The 14781-nt window shown below is 71.0% G+C and carries 12 protein-coding genes; 5 read left to right on the top strand and 7 right to left on the bottom strand.

Translation table 11 applies throughout. From position 1 onward, the window contains the following. Positions 1 to 4: 4 nt before the first annotated feature. On the top strand, positions 5 to 1414 hold the full coding sequence (locus AB0I81_RS25875; RefSeq protein WP_360661150.1) for a serine hydrolase domain-containing protein: 1410 nt from the start codon (positions 5 to 7) through the stop codon (positions 1412 to 1414). Here AB0I81_RS25875 and aceE read toward each other — a convergent pair. Next, complete coding sequence (gene aceE, locus AB0I81_RS25870; protein WP_360661147.1) at positions 1386 to 3842, bottom strand: pyruvate dehydrogenase (acetyl-transferring), homodimeric type; 2457 nt, start codon at positions 3840 to 3842, stop codon at positions 1386 to 1388. The genes AB0I81_RS25875 and aceE overlap by 29 nt on opposite strands. 55 nt (positions 3843 to 3897) lie before the next feature. Between aceE and AB0I81_RS25865 the strand changes: the two genes are divergently transcribed. Next, positions 3898 to 4512: a GntR family transcriptional regulator gene (locus AB0I81_RS25865; protein WP_360661144.1), complete on the top strand. Its 615-nt coding sequence runs from the start codon at positions 3898 to 3900 to the stop codon at positions 4510 to 4512. Positions 4513 to 4563: 51 nt separating this feature from the next. Here the strand turns inward: AB0I81_RS25865 and AB0I81_RS25860 are convergent, their stop codons facing one another. After that, positions 4564 to 4821, bottom strand: coding sequence for a hypothetical protein (locus AB0I81_RS25860; RefSeq protein WP_360661141.1), 258 nt, complete (start codon positions 4819 to 4821; stop codon positions 4564 to 4566). Positions 4822 to 4917: 96 nt separating this feature from the next. After that, positions 4918 to 5586, bottom strand: a complete 669-nt coding sequence (lexA, locus tag AB0I81_RS25855) for a transcriptional repressor LexA (protein ID WP_360661138.1) — start codon at positions 5584 to 5586, stop codon at positions 4918 to 4920. Positions 5587 to 5813: 227 nt separating this feature from the next. On the opposite strand from lexA, the gene AB0I81_RS25850 reads away from it, so the two are divergent. After that, positions 5814 to 8933: an RICIN domain-containing protein gene (locus AB0I81_RS25850; protein ID WP_360661136.1), complete on the top strand. Its 3120-nt coding sequence runs from the start codon at positions 5814 to 5816 to the stop codon at positions 8931 to 8933. Between the two features lie 119 nt (positions 8934 to 9052). Here AB0I81_RS25850 and AB0I81_RS25845 read toward each other — a convergent pair whose 3' ends face one another. Further along, on the bottom strand, positions 9053 to 10246 hold the full coding sequence (locus AB0I81_RS25845) for a serine hydrolase domain-containing protein (protein WP_360661134.1): 1194 nt from the start codon (positions 10244 to 10246) through the stop codon (positions 9053 to 9055). Between the two features lie 227 nt (positions 10247 to 10473). Here AB0I81_RS25845 and AB0I81_RS25840 point away from each other — a divergent pair, with 227 nt between their 5' ends. After that, the gene (locus AB0I81_RS25840) at positions 10474 to 11364 is read left to right on the top strand and encodes an SDR family NAD(P)-dependent oxidoreductase (protein ID WP_360661131.1); all 891 of its coding nucleotides are present in this window, start codon (positions 10474 to 10476) and stop codon (positions 11362 to 11364) included. Positions 11365 to 11618: 254 nt separating this feature from the next. Continuing rightward, positions 11619 to 12572, top strand: a complete 954-nt coding sequence (locus tag AB0I81_RS25835; RefSeq protein ID WP_360661128.1) for a DUF3500 domain-containing protein — start codon at positions 11619 to 11621, stop codon at positions 12570 to 12572. Between the two features lie 15 nt (positions 12573 to 12587). Here the strand turns inward: AB0I81_RS25835 and ehuA are convergent, their stop codons facing one another. From ehuA to ehuC, 3 genes are read right to left on the bottom strand one after another with little or no spacing between them, the layout of a single operon-like run. After that, positions 12588 to 13349 (bottom strand): ectoine/hydroxyectoine ABC transporter ATP-binding protein EhuA, encoded by a 762-nt coding sequence (gene ehuA, locus AB0I81_RS25830; RefSeq protein ID WP_360661125.1) that lies wholly within the window; start codon positions 13347 to 13349, stop codon positions 12588 to 12590. Positions 13350 to 13383: 34 nt separating this feature from the next. Beyond that, positions 13384 to 14040, bottom strand: coding sequence for an ectoine/hydroxyectoine ABC transporter permease subunit EhuD (ehuD, locus tag AB0I81_RS25825; protein ID WP_360661122.1), 657 nt, complete (start codon positions 14038 to 14040; stop codon positions 13384 to 13386). Beyond that, positions 14037 to 14777: an ectoine/hydroxyectoine ABC transporter permease subunit EhuC gene (gene ehuC / locus AB0I81_RS25820; protein WP_360661120.1), complete on the bottom strand. Its 741-nt coding sequence runs from the start codon at positions 14775 to 14777 to the stop codon at positions 14037 to 14039. The genes ehuD and ehuC overlap by 4 nt, the downstream gene beginning before the upstream one ends. Positions 14778 to 14781 lie beyond the last annotated feature (4 nt).

Below are 14781 nucleotides of genomic sequence, written 5' to 3'. Positions count from 1 at the left end.
ACGGGTGCTCACCAACCTCGTCGCGGCGCTCTGCCTCGCCCTGCCGCCCGCATCCGTCCCCGTGCCACCGCGCGACCTCACCCCCGCCCAGGTGGACACGTTCGTCGAGCGCTACCGCGAGGCGACCGGTCTGCCCGGCGCGGCGGTCGCGATCACCAAGGGGACGCGGATCGTGCACACCGCCGGGTACGGCCACAGCGCCGCCGGCAACCCCGTGACGGCCGACACCCCGATGGCCGTCGCGTCGGTCAGCAAGTCCTTCACCTCGCTGGCCGTCCTGCGGCTGGCGGACCAGGGCAGGGTGCGGCTGGACGAGCCGGTGCGCGCCTACCTGCCCGAGTTCACGATGGCGGACCCCCGGGCCGCGAAGATCACCGTACGGCAGCTGCTCAACCAGACCTCCGGCATGGCCGACTCGGCGTTCCGCGAGAAGAGCCTGCCCCAGCCGGACACCCTCCGGGGCGCCGTGGCCCGGCTCAGGACGGCCCGCCTCGCCGCTGCTCCCGGCACCACCTTCAGCTACCACAACACCAACTACCAGGTCGCGGCCCGGCTCGTCGAGGTGGTCAGCGGCGAACCCTTCGCGCGCCACCTGCGGCGGCACGTGTTCGCCCCGCTCGGCATGAGCCGCAGCACGACCATCGACACCGACCGCGACCTGCCCGCCGACGCCCGGGGACACCTGTACGTGCTCGGCCGGGCCATCGCCCTGCCGGAACCGACCGCGTTCGGCAACGGCTCGGGCGGCGTCCTCAGCACCGCCAACGACCTGGCCCGCTGGCTGATCGCCCAGCACAGCGGCACCCTGCTGTCGGCCGGCGCCAGGCGGGAACTGCGCACGCCCTCGCCGCAGGACGACTCCTACGCGCTCGGCTGGAACCTGGACAAAACCAGCCGGGGCACCCCGGTCGTCGAGCACGGCGGCGACCTGTTCACCTCGACCGCCTACCAGCTCCTCATGCCCGAGTCCGGATACGGCATCGCGGTCATGGCCAACACCGGCATGGCCTTCTCCGACGCCGACGCCCTCATGGACGGCCTGGTGGCGATGATCGAGGGCGGCACCCCGCCGGCCCCCTCGTCCTGGCCCGCCTTCGGCATCGACCTCCTGTTCGTGCTGCTGACCCTGGTGAGCGCCGGGCTGGCCGTGCGCGGGGCGGCCCGGTCGCGGCGCTGGGCCGCCCGGCGCACGGGGTGGCAGCGGTTGTGGCTGGTCCCCTTGCTGGTTCCGCTCGGATTGTGCGCCGCGAGCCGGCCGATCTTCGGCGTGCTCAGCCGGGGCGGCGACATCATGTGGGTCCAGCTGGTCTACCTGTATCCGACGTTCATGCTCTGGCTCGTGACGGCCGCCGCCGCGGGCGTGATCGTGGTCGCTGCCCGCCTGCTCATGATCCTGCGCTCTCCACGCTCTTGAGCACGGCGTCCGCGATCGAGCGCGGATCGACCCCGAAGTGCCGCCGTACGGACTCGCGCGTGCCCGACAGGCCGAACCCGTCGGTGCCGAGCGACGTCCACGGCCGGTCGATCCACGGCCTGATCTGGTCCGGCACCGCGCGCATCCAGTCGCTGACCGCGATCACCGGCCCTTCCGTGCCGGCCAGGGCCTGCTGGAGGTAGGGCACGCCGGTCGCGGTCATGGCGTCGCGCCGCAGCTCGCTCCACGAGGTGACCGACCAGACGTCCACGCCGAGCCCGTACTCCTCCTGGAGCAGCCGCTGCGCGTCCAGCGCCCAGTGGATCGCGGTGCCGCTGGCCAGCAGGTGCGCCTGCCCTCCGCCGGCCGAGTAGCGGTAGATGCCGCGCAGGATGCCCTCCTCCACGCCCTCGGGCATCGCGGGCTGGGGCAGCGGCTCGTTGTAGAGGGTCAGGTAGTAGAACACGTCCTCGCCGGCGGGACCGTACATGCGCCGCAGTCCCTCGCGCACGATCGTGCCCACCTCGTACGCGAACGCGGGGTCGTAGGCCAGAGCCGCCGGGTTGGTCGAGGCGAGCAGTTGCGAGTGCCCGTCCGCGTGTTGCAGCCCCTCCCCCGTCATCGTGGTCCTGCCCGCCGTGGCCCCGATCAGGAAGCCCCGGCCGAGCTGGTCGGCCAGCGCCCACATCTGGTCGCCGGTCCGCTGCCAGCCGAACATCGAGTAGAAGATGTAGAAGGGGATCATGGGCTCGCCGTGCGTGGCGTAGCTGGACGCGGCGGCGGCGAAGGAGGCCATCGAGCCGGCCTCGGTGATGCCTTCGAGCAGGATCTGCCCGTCCGTCGCCTCCTTGTACGACAGCAGCAGCTCCCGGTCGATCGCCTCGTACCGCTGCCCCAGCGGCGAGTAGATCTTGGCGGTGGGGAACAGCGACTCCATGCCGAACGTCCTGGCCTCGTCGGGCACGATCGGCACCCAGCGGCGGCCCGTCTCCGGCTCCTTCATCAGGTCCTTGACCAGGCGGACGAAGGCCATCGTGGTCGCGACGGGCTGGGTCGACCCCTTCTCCAGGGCGCGGAAGGGCCGCTCGCCCGGCTCGGGCAGCGGGCGGTGCGCGACCGTGCGGCGCGGCGCGGGGCCGCCCAGCGCCCGGCGCCGCTCGGCGGCGTAACGCGCTTCCGGCGAGTCGGGCCCGGGGTGCAGGTACGGCGGCAGGTCCCCGTCGAGCGCCGCGTCCGGCACGGTCAGGCCGAGGCGGTCACGCAGGCCGCGGAACTCGTCCTGGGTGAGCTTCTTCATCTGGTGGTTGGCGTTGCGCGCCTCGACGCCGGCCCCGAGCGTCCAGCCCTTCACGGTCTGCACGAGGACCACGGTGGGCGCGCCCCGGTTGTCCAGGGCCCTGCGGTAGGCGGCGTGCACCTTGCGCGGCTCGTGGCCCGCCCGCGAACCGCCCACGACGCGCCGCAGCTCATCGTCGGAGAGCGGCACGTCCAGCCCGTCGAACAGGTGCCGCCTGATGTAGGCGCCGTCGGCGGCGGCGAACGTCTGGAACTGCCCGTCGGGCACCGTGCCCAGCCTGGCGACCAGCTCGTCGGAGCCGAGCAGGCCGTCCCACTCCCGGCCCCACAGCGCCTTGACGACGTGCCAGCCCGCGCCCCTGAAGACGCTTTCCAGCTCGGAGACGATGCGGGTGTTGCCGCGTACCGGGCCGTCGAGCCGCTGCAGGTTGCAGTTGATCACGAAGGTGAGGTTGTCCAGGCCCTCGCGGGCGGCCAGGGTGAGCGCGGCGGTGGACTCCGGCTCGTCCATCTCGCCGTCGCCGAGGAAGGCCCACACGTGGCTGTGCGAGGTGTCCTTGATGCCGCGGTTGTGCAGGTAGCGGTTGAAGCGGGCCTGGTAGATCGCGTTCAGCGGGCCGAGGCCCATGGACACGGTGGGGAACTGCCAGAAGTCCGGCATGGCACGCGGGTGGGGGTAGGACGGCAGCCCGCCCTCGGGCTCGCGCCGGAACAGGTCGAGCCGGTCCTCGCCGATCCTGCCCTCAAGGTACGCGCGCGCGTAGATGCCCGGCGAGGCGTGGCCCTGGAAGTAGACCTGGTCGTGCTCGCCGTGGAAGAAGTGGTTGAAGCCCACCTCGTACAGCCAGGCGGCGGAGGCGTAGGTCGCCAGATGGCCGCCGAGACCGAGCTTGCTGCCCCTGGTGATCATGGCAGCGGCGTTCCACCGGTCGTACGCCGCGATGCGCTCCTCCAGCTCCAGGTCGCCCGGATAGTCGGGCTCCTCGGCGGTGGGCACGGTGTTGATGTAGCGGCTGCTCGTGGCGAGCCTGCGCAGCAGGTAGTCGGCCCGTTCGGGGCCGGCCGCCCGCCGGACCGCCTCAAGCGACTCCAGCCACTCGGCGGTCTCCTGCGGATCAACGTCTTTCTCCATACCTCCATTAAACACCCTATGATCGATCATCCGGTCTTTGTACTACCATCGGATCGTGAAACCCGTGACGCGCTCCCCGCTTCGTGACCTGATCCGCAGGACGGTGCTCGACGGCCTGATCGAGGGCCGCTGGGGTCCCGGCGACCGGCTGGTGGAGCGGCAACTGGCGGCCGAGCTGGGCGTCAGCCAGGCGCCGGTGCGCGAGGCGCTGCGCGAGCTGGAGGCGCTGCGGCTGATCGAATGCCCGCCCAACAAGGGCGCGCGGGTGCGCGCGCTGACCGAGGCGGACCTGCGCCAGGTCTACGAGGTGCGCGCGGGGCTGGAGGAGACGGCCGTACGGCTGGGCCGCCCCTCCGTGGCCGCGCTGCGCGAGCATCTGGCCCGCCTGCACGAGGCCGCCGCCGGCTCCCTGGCCGACCAGGTGCGCCACGGCGTCGCCTTCCACCGTGAGATCGTCGCGGCTTCGGGCAACGACGTGCTGCTGTCGGTGTGGGAGTCGCTCGGCATCGAGGTGTGGACGCACCTGTCGGTACGGCTGTTCCGTACGCAGGCGGTGGAGAACGCCGCCGACCACGAACCGCTCGTGGCGGCGTTCGAACGCGGCGACCCCCAGGTCGGCGAGCTGCTACGCGCGCACATCCTGAGCTACGCGCCGCCGCCAACGCGTTAGTCCGGACCGCCCGCGCCCGTCACGGAAACGGCGGTCACCGGGAAACGGCCGTCAGCTGCTCCCGCCGCCACCGCAGCCGCCGCCACCACCTCCGTCGCCGCCGCCACCCCCGTCGCCACCCCAGTAGCCGCCGTCACCACTCGAGTGGCCGCCACCGAACCACCCCGAACCGCCGCTGGACGAGCTGCCGTATCTGCGCGAGCCCCGCCGCGCGGGGACCCTGCGGGTGGTCAGTGACCGCACCATCCACACGACGACACATACGACCACGACCACGAAGCCGACCGCCACCACCGTTGAGATCGTCACAAGATCCTCCCCCGAGTTCCAGAGATCCTTGTTGTCACGGTAGGTGCTGTTCCTGCGACAGAGCGGGTTCTGCTCGTTCTGCTCGTGAAGGAGCGGTCAGACGCTGCGCAGGACCGAGACCACGATGCCCAGCACCACGGCCTCGTCCCCGTCGATGACCTCATAGGCGGGGTTGCGCGGTTCGAGCAGGACGTGCCCGTTACGCCGGCGGAACACCTTGACGGTGGCCTCGCCGTCGATCATCGCGGCGACGATCTGGCCGGAGTGTGCCTCGGGCTGCTGGCGTACCACGACGATGTCGCCGTCGCAGATCGCGGCGTCGATCATCGAATCGCCGCGTACCCGCAGGCCGAACACGTTGCCGCGCCCGGTCAGGTCGCGCGGCAGGGTCAGCGCCTCGTCCATGTGCTCGACGGCCGTGATGGGAGTGCCCGCCGCGATGTCGCCGACCACGGGCACGGTCACCAGTCCCGCGGCCGGTTCCGGCGCCTGGTCCCGCAGGAACAGCCGTACGTCGATCGGCCGGCTCATCGCCTGGCCCCGGCGCAGGAACCCCTTGTCCTCCAGGCTCTTGAGGTGTTTCGACACCGACGAGGACGACCGCAGCCCGACCGCCCTGCCGAGTTCGCGGGTGCTCGGCGGATATCCGTACTTGACCACCCAGTCCCGGATCGCGGCCAGGATGCGCTGCTGGCGCGGCGGCAGGCCCGAGAAGTCCAGGTATTCAAACGCGTCGGTGTCGTCGTAGGCGGTCACCCGCGACATGCTAACGCGATCCCCGGCTGGTAACCGATTACTTGCCATTCGCTGGTTCACCAAGCGAGCCGCCGGGGGTTGACGGCGTCGCGTCGGGAATTTAGCGTCCGGCGCGAAGCCCTTGTGAGGTAACCGGTTACCAGAACTACCTTCTGCCCTGAAGGGAGCTCCCAGTGGCCCTGACGACCCGGGGACTCTTGTCCGCGTTCTGCCTGTTATCCGTCTTATCCGTATCGATGATCGCCGCCCCCGCCGCCGCGTCCGACGAGCCGGCGGCCAGGGCGGTCACCGTCCGCGTCGATCCCTCCTACCAGCAGCCCGAGTTCGAAGGATGGGGCACCAGCCTGGTCTGGTTCGCCAACATCACCGGCGGCTACCCCGACGAGATCCGCGACAGGCTCGTGGAGATGTTGTTCGGTGAGGACGGCCTGCGGCTCAACATCGCCAGGTACAACATCGGCGGCGGCAACGCCCCCGACGTGCGCGCCGACTACATGAAGGTGGGCGCCACCATGCCGGGCTTCTGGAAGGCGCCCGCCGGCACCACCCGCGAGGACACCGACTGGTGGGACCCCGGCAACCCCGAGCACTGGAACTGGGACGCCGACGCCAACCAGCGTTGGTGGATCGACCAGATCAAGGACCGGGTGGACCGCTGGGAGTCCTTCAGCAACTCGCCGCCGTGGTTCCAGACCGTCAGCGGGTACGTCTCGGGCGGTTTCGACGCGGGCGCCGACCAGATCCGCGCCGACCGCGTGGACGACTTCGCCACCTACCTGGTCCGCGTGAGCGAGCACCTGGAGCGGGCGCACGGCATCGCCTTCGACACGATCGACCCGCTCAACGAGCCGAACACCAACTACTGGGGCACCACCCTCGGCCCCGACGGCCGGCCGACGGGCGGCCGCCAGGAGGGCGCGCACGCGGGACCGCAGTCACAGCAGGAGGTGGTGCTGGCCCTGCGTAAGGCGCTGGACGACGCCTCGACCGAGGCGGTCGTGTCGGCGATGGACGAGACCAACCCGGGGATCTTCACCCAGAACTGGAACGCCTACGGCGAGCCGGCCCGCGCCGCCGTGGACCAGCTCAACGTGCACACCTACGGCACCGGCCAGCGCACCAGCGCCCGCGACATCGCCAAGGGCGCGGACAAGAAGCTCTGGATGAGCGAGGTCGAGGGCAGCTGGGGCAGCGGCACCAGCTACACCAGCATGGACTCGGGGCTCGGCATCGCCACCCGCATCGTGGACGACCTGCGCGAGCTGGAACCGAAGGCGTGGGTGTTCTGGCAGCCCATCGAGGACTCGATCCCGCAGCAGGCGGGCGGGGGCAACTGGGGCAGCATCCACATCCCGTTCGACTGCACCGCCGAGGACACCCTGCGGACCTGCCCGATCCAGCCGAACACGAAGTTCCACACCATCCGCAACTTCACCCACCACATCAGGCCGGGCGACCGGATGGTGAAGGTGGACGACCGCGCGAGCGTGGCGGCGATCCGGCCCGCGCAGCGCACCGCGACCGTCGTGCGCGTCAACAACGACACCACCCCGAACGCCGTGACGCTGGACCTGTCCCTGTTCCGGCAGGTGGCCAAGGGCGCGACCGTGACACCCATCGTGACCAGCGCCGACGGCGCTCTTGTGCAGGGCGCTCCGGTGCCGGTGACCGGGCGGACCGCCACGATCACCGTGCCCGCCAGGTCGGTGGCCACGTTCGTGGTCAACGGGGTGCGGGGGGTGGCGGACGACGCGGCCCTCGTACGGCCGGGGCACGTCTACCGGCTGCGGGGCGTGCAGAGCGGCAGGTCGGCGGCCCCCGCGCAGGACGGGACGGGCGTCGTGATCCGTACGGACGACGCGGCCCGCGCCGAGCAGTTGTGGACGGTCACGAACCTGACCGGCGGCAACGGCAACCGCGAGCGCCACACCATCGTCAACGCCGCCACCGGTGCCAGGATCGCGGTCAGGGACGGCGCCGCAGTGCTGGAACAGGTGCCGCCGGACGAGGCGGAGGTGCCGGCCGCCGCCCAGTGGATCATGTCCACGACCGGCGACGGCACCTGGACGTTCGTCAACGCCGGCACCGGCCGCCTGCTGGAGGTGGCCGGGCAGGCCACGGCCGACGGCGCTCCGGTGGCGATGTGGACGCCCACCTCGGGCGCCAACCAGCGCTGGACCGTGATCGACGAGACCGTGCTGGCCACGGAGCCGGCCACGGCGTTCACCATCCCCGGGCGGGTGCCGGAGCTGCCGGGCACCGTGGCCGCCGTCCGCCGCGACGGCGTGCGTGGCGTCCTGCCCGTGACCTGGCGGATGCCGCCGGAGTCGCGGTGGCGCAAGCCGGGCACGGTGCACGTGACCGGCGAGGCCGTGGACCCGCTGGGCCGCAGGCTGCGCGCGAAGGCCGTGGTCACGGTGGACGTCCTGACCTCCACGTTGCCCTCCCGGGCCAAGACCTACATCGGCGGGCGGCCCGAACTGCCCGGCACGGTGACCGGCCTGGGCGAGCACGGCGGCCGGGCCGGCCTTCCCGTTGTCTGGGATCCGCCGCCCGGCGGGGCCTTCGACCGGGCCGGGACCGTGGTGCTGACGGGGACGGCGCAGGTCGTCGGTGGCGGCACGCTGGCGGCGTCCGTGCGGGTTCAGGTCACCGAGCCGTCGGAGGCGAACGCGGCGCTTGTCGAGGGGACGGCCGTCGCCGCCACCTACACCGAGCCCGGCTACTCCGCCGAAGGGCTGCGCAACGGCGTACTGAACGAGAAAGCCTGGTCGAACTGGAGGTCGGGCACCAAGAACCCGTCCGACACCATCACCGTCACCCTGCCGGCCGCACGCGACCTGACCAGGGTCGTGACGCACTTCTACCGCGACGGCGGCAACGTCAGCTTCCCGCAGAGCCTGCGCGTGGAGGTGCTGGGGCCGGACGGCGCCTGGACCGCCGCGAGCGGCGAGGTGCCCGTCGGCACGGAGGGCACGCCGGTGGCCGACGTCCCGGTGACGGCCGGGGCCGGGGCGACGGCCGCTCGGGTGGTCATGACCGCGCGGCCGTCTGGGTACATGACGGCCGGCGAGATCGAGGTGTACGCCAAGGCCCCGGGCCGTTCCGCCGACGCCGCCGCCCAGTCGATCCAGGTGGACGGGATCCCGATCGCCGGCTTCGACCCGGACACCACCGGTTACCGGGTCGCGGTCAGACGTCCCGACCGGGCCGCGGTGGAGGCGACGCCGCGCGATCCGTACGCCGCCGTGCGGATCCAGCGCGCGGACGGGGGCGGATCCGTCGTGACCGCCACCGTGACGAGTGAGGACGGCTCGCAACAACGGGAGTACCGCATCGAGCTGACGCGCCGCTGATCAACGGCCACCGGCATCGGGAGACGTCTCAATGCTCCCCGGCATCGGGAGACGTCTCGATGTCCGGTCGATGCTCGCCGGCATCCGGGCCCGGCTCGACGTCCGGATGCCGGGAGGCGTCAGTCGAGCGTCTGGTAGGCCGTGGTCCAGAAGTCGCGGTGCAGGCGGGGCGTGTGGACGGAGTCCATCGCGCCCTGGCTCAGCAGGATGCCGAAGAGGCCCTCGGCCGGGTCGGCGTACGCCGTGGTGCCCAGCCCGCCGTCCCAGCCGAACTGGCCGGGTGAGGCCAGGTCGCGGCGGTGGGTGCGGACGGCCATGCCGAAGCCGAAGCCGCCGTGCCGGCCGAAGTGGTCGCCGAAGGCGTCCTTCTCGGTCTTCTGCTCCGGCGTCAGGTGGTCCATCGTCATCAGCTCGACCGAGGCCCGCGACAACACGCGCCCGCCGCCGGGGCAGGCGCCCTTATCGAGCAACATCCGGAAGAAGGCGTGGTAGTCGTCCACCGTCGAGACCAGCCCGTCGCCGCCCGCCGGGAACTTCGGCGGGCGACTGTACTTGCCAGCGGCGGCCTCGTCCCACACCACGAGCCCGCCGGTGGCCGGGTCGTGCGCGTAGCTGGTCGGCAGCCGGTGGATCCGGTCCTCGGGCACGTGGAAGCCGGTGTCCTTCATGCCGAGCGGCTCGAACAACCGCTCGCGCAGGTACGTCTCCAGCGGTTGCCCGCTCACCCGCGCGATGAGCACGGACAACACATCGGAACCCGTGTGGTACTGCCACATCTCGCCCGGCTGACGCATCAGCGGCAACGACCCGAGCCGGCGCATCCACTCGTCGGGGCCGTAGTCCGGGGAGGTGCCGTCCAGGCCGAGCTCGCGCATCGCGGTCTGGATCGGGTAGGTGTCCGGCGGGGCGAGCACGGCGCCGAAGCCGAAGGTGAAGGTCAGCAGGTCCCGTACGGTGATCGGGCGGGCCGCCGGCACCGTGTCGTCCAGCTTGGCGTCGATCCCATTGAGCACCCGCCGGTCCGCGAGCTCGGGCAGCCACTCGTCCACCGGCTCGTCCAGCCGGATCCGGCACTCCTCGACGAGCGTCATCACCGCGGCCGCCGTGACGGGCTTGCTGAGCGAGGCCATCCGGAAGAGCGTGTCGCGCCGCATCGGCTCAGAACCGCCCGCGTGCAGCGTGCCCATGGCCTCGACGTGCGTGTCGTCACCCCGGCTGACCAGTGCGACCAGCCCGGGAACGGCCTTCGCCGCGACATGCCCCGCCAGCACCCGGCCCATCCGGTCCAGCCCGGCCTGCGACAGTTCCTTCATGTTCGCCCCTCCTTGCGTACGTCCCTCTTCAGATGCGAACACTGTACTCACTGCGCACAGTGTGCGCAAGAGATCGCCGCGGTCGGACCGGGGCGGGCCCGCCGCCGGAGGGCCCTTCCGCGTACGGCCGGGGGCTTGCCAGGAGTCACGTTCTGCGTTTCCATCACTGATGGGAGACGCGCTCCCGGATCTCCACGTGAGCCCCAACCGTTCGTCCGGAGGGTCGTGTGAGTTCTGACAAGCTGGCCGTGATCACCGGCGGGACGGGCGGCATCGGGCTGGCCGTGGCCCGGCGCCTGGCGGAGCGGGGCCTGCGGCTGGTCCTCGTGGGACGCGACCCCGAGCGGGGCGCGCGGGCGCTCTCGACGCTGGGGAGCGAGTGTCAGGCCGACTTCCTCGCCGCCGACCTGTCCTCGGCCAGGGCGGTCCGCGACCTGGCCGAGCGGCTGCGGACCGGCCACAAGCGGATCGACATCCTGATCAACAACTTCGGCGGGCAGTACGCCGACCGCTGGGTCACCGAGGACGGCCACGAGGCCACGTTCGCCACGAACGTGCTCAATCCGTTCCTGCTGTCGTTCGAGTTGCTGGACCCACTGCGCGCCGCCGCGCCGAGCAGGATCGTCTTCGTCAGCTCCAGCGCGCACGAGTTCGCCAGGCTCGAACTCGACGACCTGGAGTCCGAGCGGTTCTACCGCGGACTCGACATCTACGCGCGCGCCAAGCTGCTCCAGGTGCTGGCCTCGAAGGAACTGGCCGGGCGGCTGCGCGGCGACGGGGTGTCGGTGGTGTCGGTCAATCCCGGCGCCGCCTGGACCGAGCAGACCGCCAAGATGAAGCCACGCATGGTCGCCCCCGCCATGCGGCTGTACTGGCCGATCATGAGAATGGTGCAGCGCCGGGCCAAGCCCGAGAAGGCCGCGCGGCCCATCGTCTTCGCCGCCACGGAGCCGTCGCTGGACGGGCTGAGCGACCTGTGGATAGACGACAGGTCGCGGGTCGCCGAACCCGGCAGGCGCGCGCGGGACGGCGCGGACGCCCGGCGCGTGTACGAGCGGGTCGTCGCGCTGCTCGGCGACTCCCCCGGCCCACCACCGGCGACCGGACCCGAGGGGTGAGCCGAGCATCGGCCCCGCCCCAGGGGCGAGCTGAGCATCAGCCCCGCCCCAGGAGTCAGCTGAGCATCGGCCCCGTCCCAGGGGTGGGCTGATCGCCGGCTACGCGACCGGCGAATGGTTCGAGTCGCGTTGAAATGTCCCTCAATTTCCCGCCGCCACAACGACCGCGCCGTAGTGTCCTTTGGTGCAGTATGTTGCGGTTCATGGCTGCAAAAGCCACTTAAAACTCTTTAACGTGATTCGAGGGACCTTCCATGAGCGCCCATGACATTCAGGTGATGCGGCAGGCGGTGCTGCGCTTCCTCGACTCGCTCGACACCGACCGCAGGGCAGCGGCGACGGCCCCGTTCACCTCGCCCGAGCGCACCGAGTGGTCCTATCTCCCCGGCCCCCGCCCGGGGCTGCCGCTGGTCGAGATGACCGCCAAGCAGCAGGACCTGGCGCTCGCCCTGCTGGAGATCGGCTGCGGCACGACCGGCGCGCGCACGGCCCAGGGCGTGATCGAGCTGGAGCGGGTCCGGCGCCGCCTGGTGACCGGTGTCGACGAGATCGACGGCGACCGCTACTGGTTCCGGGTGTTCGGCCGGCCGCAGGAGGCGGAGCCGTGGGCCTGGCGGATCAACGGCCACCACCTCGCGGTGCACATCACGGTCGTGGGCGACTCGATCACGGTCACGCCGAGCTTCCTGGGCGCGGAACCGGCCATGGTCCTGTCCGGGCCGCAGCGAGGTCTGCGGCTGCTCGTCGAGGAGGAGGAGATGGGCCGGGCCCTGCTCGCCGAGCTGACGCCGCGGCAGCGCGCGCTCGCGATCACCGGTCCGATCGCCCCCGACGACGTCCTGACCCGCAACGACCCGGCGGCCACCCTCGACGACATCCCGCGCGGGCTGCCTTATGGCGACATGTCGGCATCGTCCCAGGGGCTGCTCGAACGGCTCGTCCGCCGCTACTTCGACCGCGCCCCCGGCTGGTACGGCGAGACCTGCTGGCGTGACGCGCAGGACGCCGGCCTGGACAAGGTGACGTTCGCCTGGACGGGTTCGGACCAGCGCGGGCAGGGCCACTACTACAACGTCATCGGGCCGACGTTCCTGCTGGAGTACGACAACACCCAGGACGAGGCCAACCACATCCACTCCGTCTGGCGCGACCTGCGTCACGACTGGGGCGGAGACCTGCTCGCGCGGCACTACGACGAACACCACTGACCACGCGGGCACCGCTCAGGTGTCGAGCACCGCCTGGAGGAAGTCCCGGGTGCGCTGCTGCCCCGGCTCGGTGAAGATCTGCTCGGGCGGCCCCTCCTCGACGACCTGCCCCTGGTCGAACATGAGCACCCGGTGAGAGATGTCCCTGGCGAAGTTCATCTCGTGGGTGACGCAGAGCAGGGTCAGGTTGTTCTGGTGCGCGATCTCGCTCAGCAGGCACTGCACGCCGGAGACGAGTTCGGGGTCGAGCGCGGAGGTGACCTCGTCGAGCAGCAGCACCTCGGGCTCCATGGCGAGCGCCCGCGCGATGGCGACCCGCTGCTGCTGCCCGCCGGAGAGCTGGGACGGATGCGCGAGCGCCTTGTCGGACAGGCCGACCATCTCCAGCAGCTCGCGCCCCTTCTCCTCCGCCTGCTCACGCGGCACGCCGAGCGCCCGGACCGGGGCCTCGGTGATGTTGCGCATCACGTTCATGTTCGGGAACAGGTTGAACTGCTGGAACACCATGCCGATCTTCTTGCGGACCTGGCGCAGGTGCCGTTCGTCGGAGGGCACGAGCCGGTCGCCGCGCCGCATGTGCGACAGGCACTCGCCGTCCACGGCGATCGTGCCGGAGGTGACCCGTTCGAGGGTCATCAGCAGGCGCAGGATGGTGGTCTTCCCCGAGCCGCTGGGGCCGATGAGCGTGACCCGTTCGCCGGGCTTGACGCAGAAGTCCAGCTCACGCAGGACCGTCACGTCGCCGAACCGTTTGACGACCCCATCGAATTGGATCATGTTCGGCTGATCGGCGGCGGGATCCGGCCGGGTCTCAGGTGTGGTCAAGGCGGCGCTCCAAACGACGGACGAGGATCGACGCCGGGATGGCGATGATGAGGAAGAACAGGCCGGCGATGGTCATCGGCTCCAGGTAGCGGAAGCTCTCGGAGCCGAGTTCGCGGGCGAGCCCGACGACGTCCACAACGGTGATCACGGAAAGCTGCGGCGACTCTTTGAAGATGGCGACGAGGTAGTTGCCCAGGGCGGGCAGCGACCGGCGTACGGCCTGCGGCAGGATGATGCTGAACCAGACGAAGTGGCGGGGCATGTTGAGCGCGACCGCCGCCTCCCACTGGCCCTTCGGCACTCCCTCGATGCCCGCCCGGTACACCTCGGAGGTGTAGGCGGCGTAGTGCACGCCGAGCCCGATGATGCCGGTCGTCAGCGCCGTCATCGTGATCCCGAAGTCCGGCAACACGTAGTAGACGACGAACAACTGCACCAGCAGCGGCGTGCTGCGGATGAACTCGGTGACCGCGCCCACCGGGCCGCTGATCCACCGCCTGCGCGAGCGGCGCAACACCGCCACGAACAGGCCCAGGACGAAGGCGAGCAGCGCGCCGCCGACCGTCGCCTGGACGGTGACGAGCAGGCCCTGGGTGAGCAGTTCCGGCAGGATCTGCCAGGTCCAGTTCCAGTCCCAGATCATCGGCCCGCCCTCGCCGCCGCGGACCTACGCCAGGGCAGCATGCTCGGCCTGCTCCGGCCCACCACCCGGGCGGCCCTGCCCTCGATGAACCGCATCAGCAACGTGATCGCGTACGAGATCAGGAAGTAGATCACCAGCAGCAGCCCGAACACGAGGATCTGGTCGCTGCCCGAGTTGACCAGCAGCCGGCCCTGGTAGGCCAGGTCGGCCACGGTGATCACCGACAGCAGCGAGGTCAGCTTGACCAGCTCGATGAGCAGGTTGTTCATCGGCGGGACCATCTCGACGAACGCCTGCGGCAGGATGACGTAACGCATCCGCTGGAAGGGCGAGAGGTTGAGCGCGATGGCGGCCTCGGTCTGGGTGGGCGGAACGGCCTGGATCGCGCCACGCACGACCTCCGAGCCGTAGGCGCCGAGGTTGAGCCCGAGCGCCAGGATGCCGGCGAAGACCTTGTCGAGCTGGAAGCCCGTCAGCAGCGGCATCGCGTAGAAGAGCCAGAACAGCTGCACCAGGACCGACGTGCCACGGAAGAACTCCGTGTACACGCGGGCGACGCCCCGCACGCCGGCCAGGCGCGAGGTGGACATCAGCCCCACGAGGAGGGCGATGGCCAGGGCGAGCACGGCACCGCCCGCGGCGCTCTGCAGCGTGATCACGGCGCCTTCGCACAGGAAGGGCATCGTCTCGCCGAGAGCGCCGGGCAGGTCCGCGCTGCACGGGTTGATGGTCATCATGCCC

The sequence above is a fragment of the Nonomuraea sp. NPDC050404 genome (assembly GCF_040655495.1).
Taxonomy (GTDB): domain Bacteria; phylum Actinomycetota; class Actinomycetes; order Streptosporangiales; family Streptosporangiaceae; genus Nonomuraea.
Note: the sequence above shows the minus strand (reverse complement) of the source record. Positions and strands in the feature narration are given on the sequence as shown.

What these genes read in the sequence shown, in the direction of transcription:
- ehuA (WP_360661125.1), bottom strand. Translation starts at nt 13,349, where the DNA reads ATGATCCAATTCGATGGGGTCGTCAAACGGTTCGGCGACGTGACGGTC.
- ehuD (WP_360661122.1), bottom strand. Translation starts at nt 14,040, where the DNA reads ATGATCTGGGACTGGAACTGGACCTGGCAGATCCTGCCGGAACTGCTC.
- ehuC (WP_360661120.1), bottom strand. Translation starts at nt 14,777, where the DNA reads ATGATGACCATCAACCCGTGCAGCGCGGACCTGCCCGGCGCTCTCGGC.
- lexA (WP_360661138.1), bottom strand. Translation starts at nt 5,586, where the DNA reads ATGTCGCGGGTGACCGCCTACGACGACACCGACGCGTTTGAATACCTG.
- AB0I81_RS25835 (WP_360661128.1), top strand. Translation starts at nt 11,619, where the DNA reads ATGAGCGCCCATGACATTCAGGTGATGCGGCAGGCGGTGCTGCGCTTC.
- AB0I81_RS25850 (WP_360661136.1), top strand. Translation starts at nt 5,814, where the DNA reads ATGATCGCCGCCCCCGCCGCCGCGTCCGACGAGCCGGCGGCCAGGGCG.
- aceE (WP_360661147.1), bottom strand. Translation starts at nt 3,842, where the DNA reads ATGGAGAAAGACGTTGATCCGCAGGAGACCGCCGAGTGGCTGGAGTCG.
- AB0I81_RS25845 (WP_360661134.1), bottom strand. Translation starts at nt 10,246, where the DNA reads ATGAAGGAACTGTCGCAGGCCGGGCTGGACCGGATGGGCCGGGTGCTG.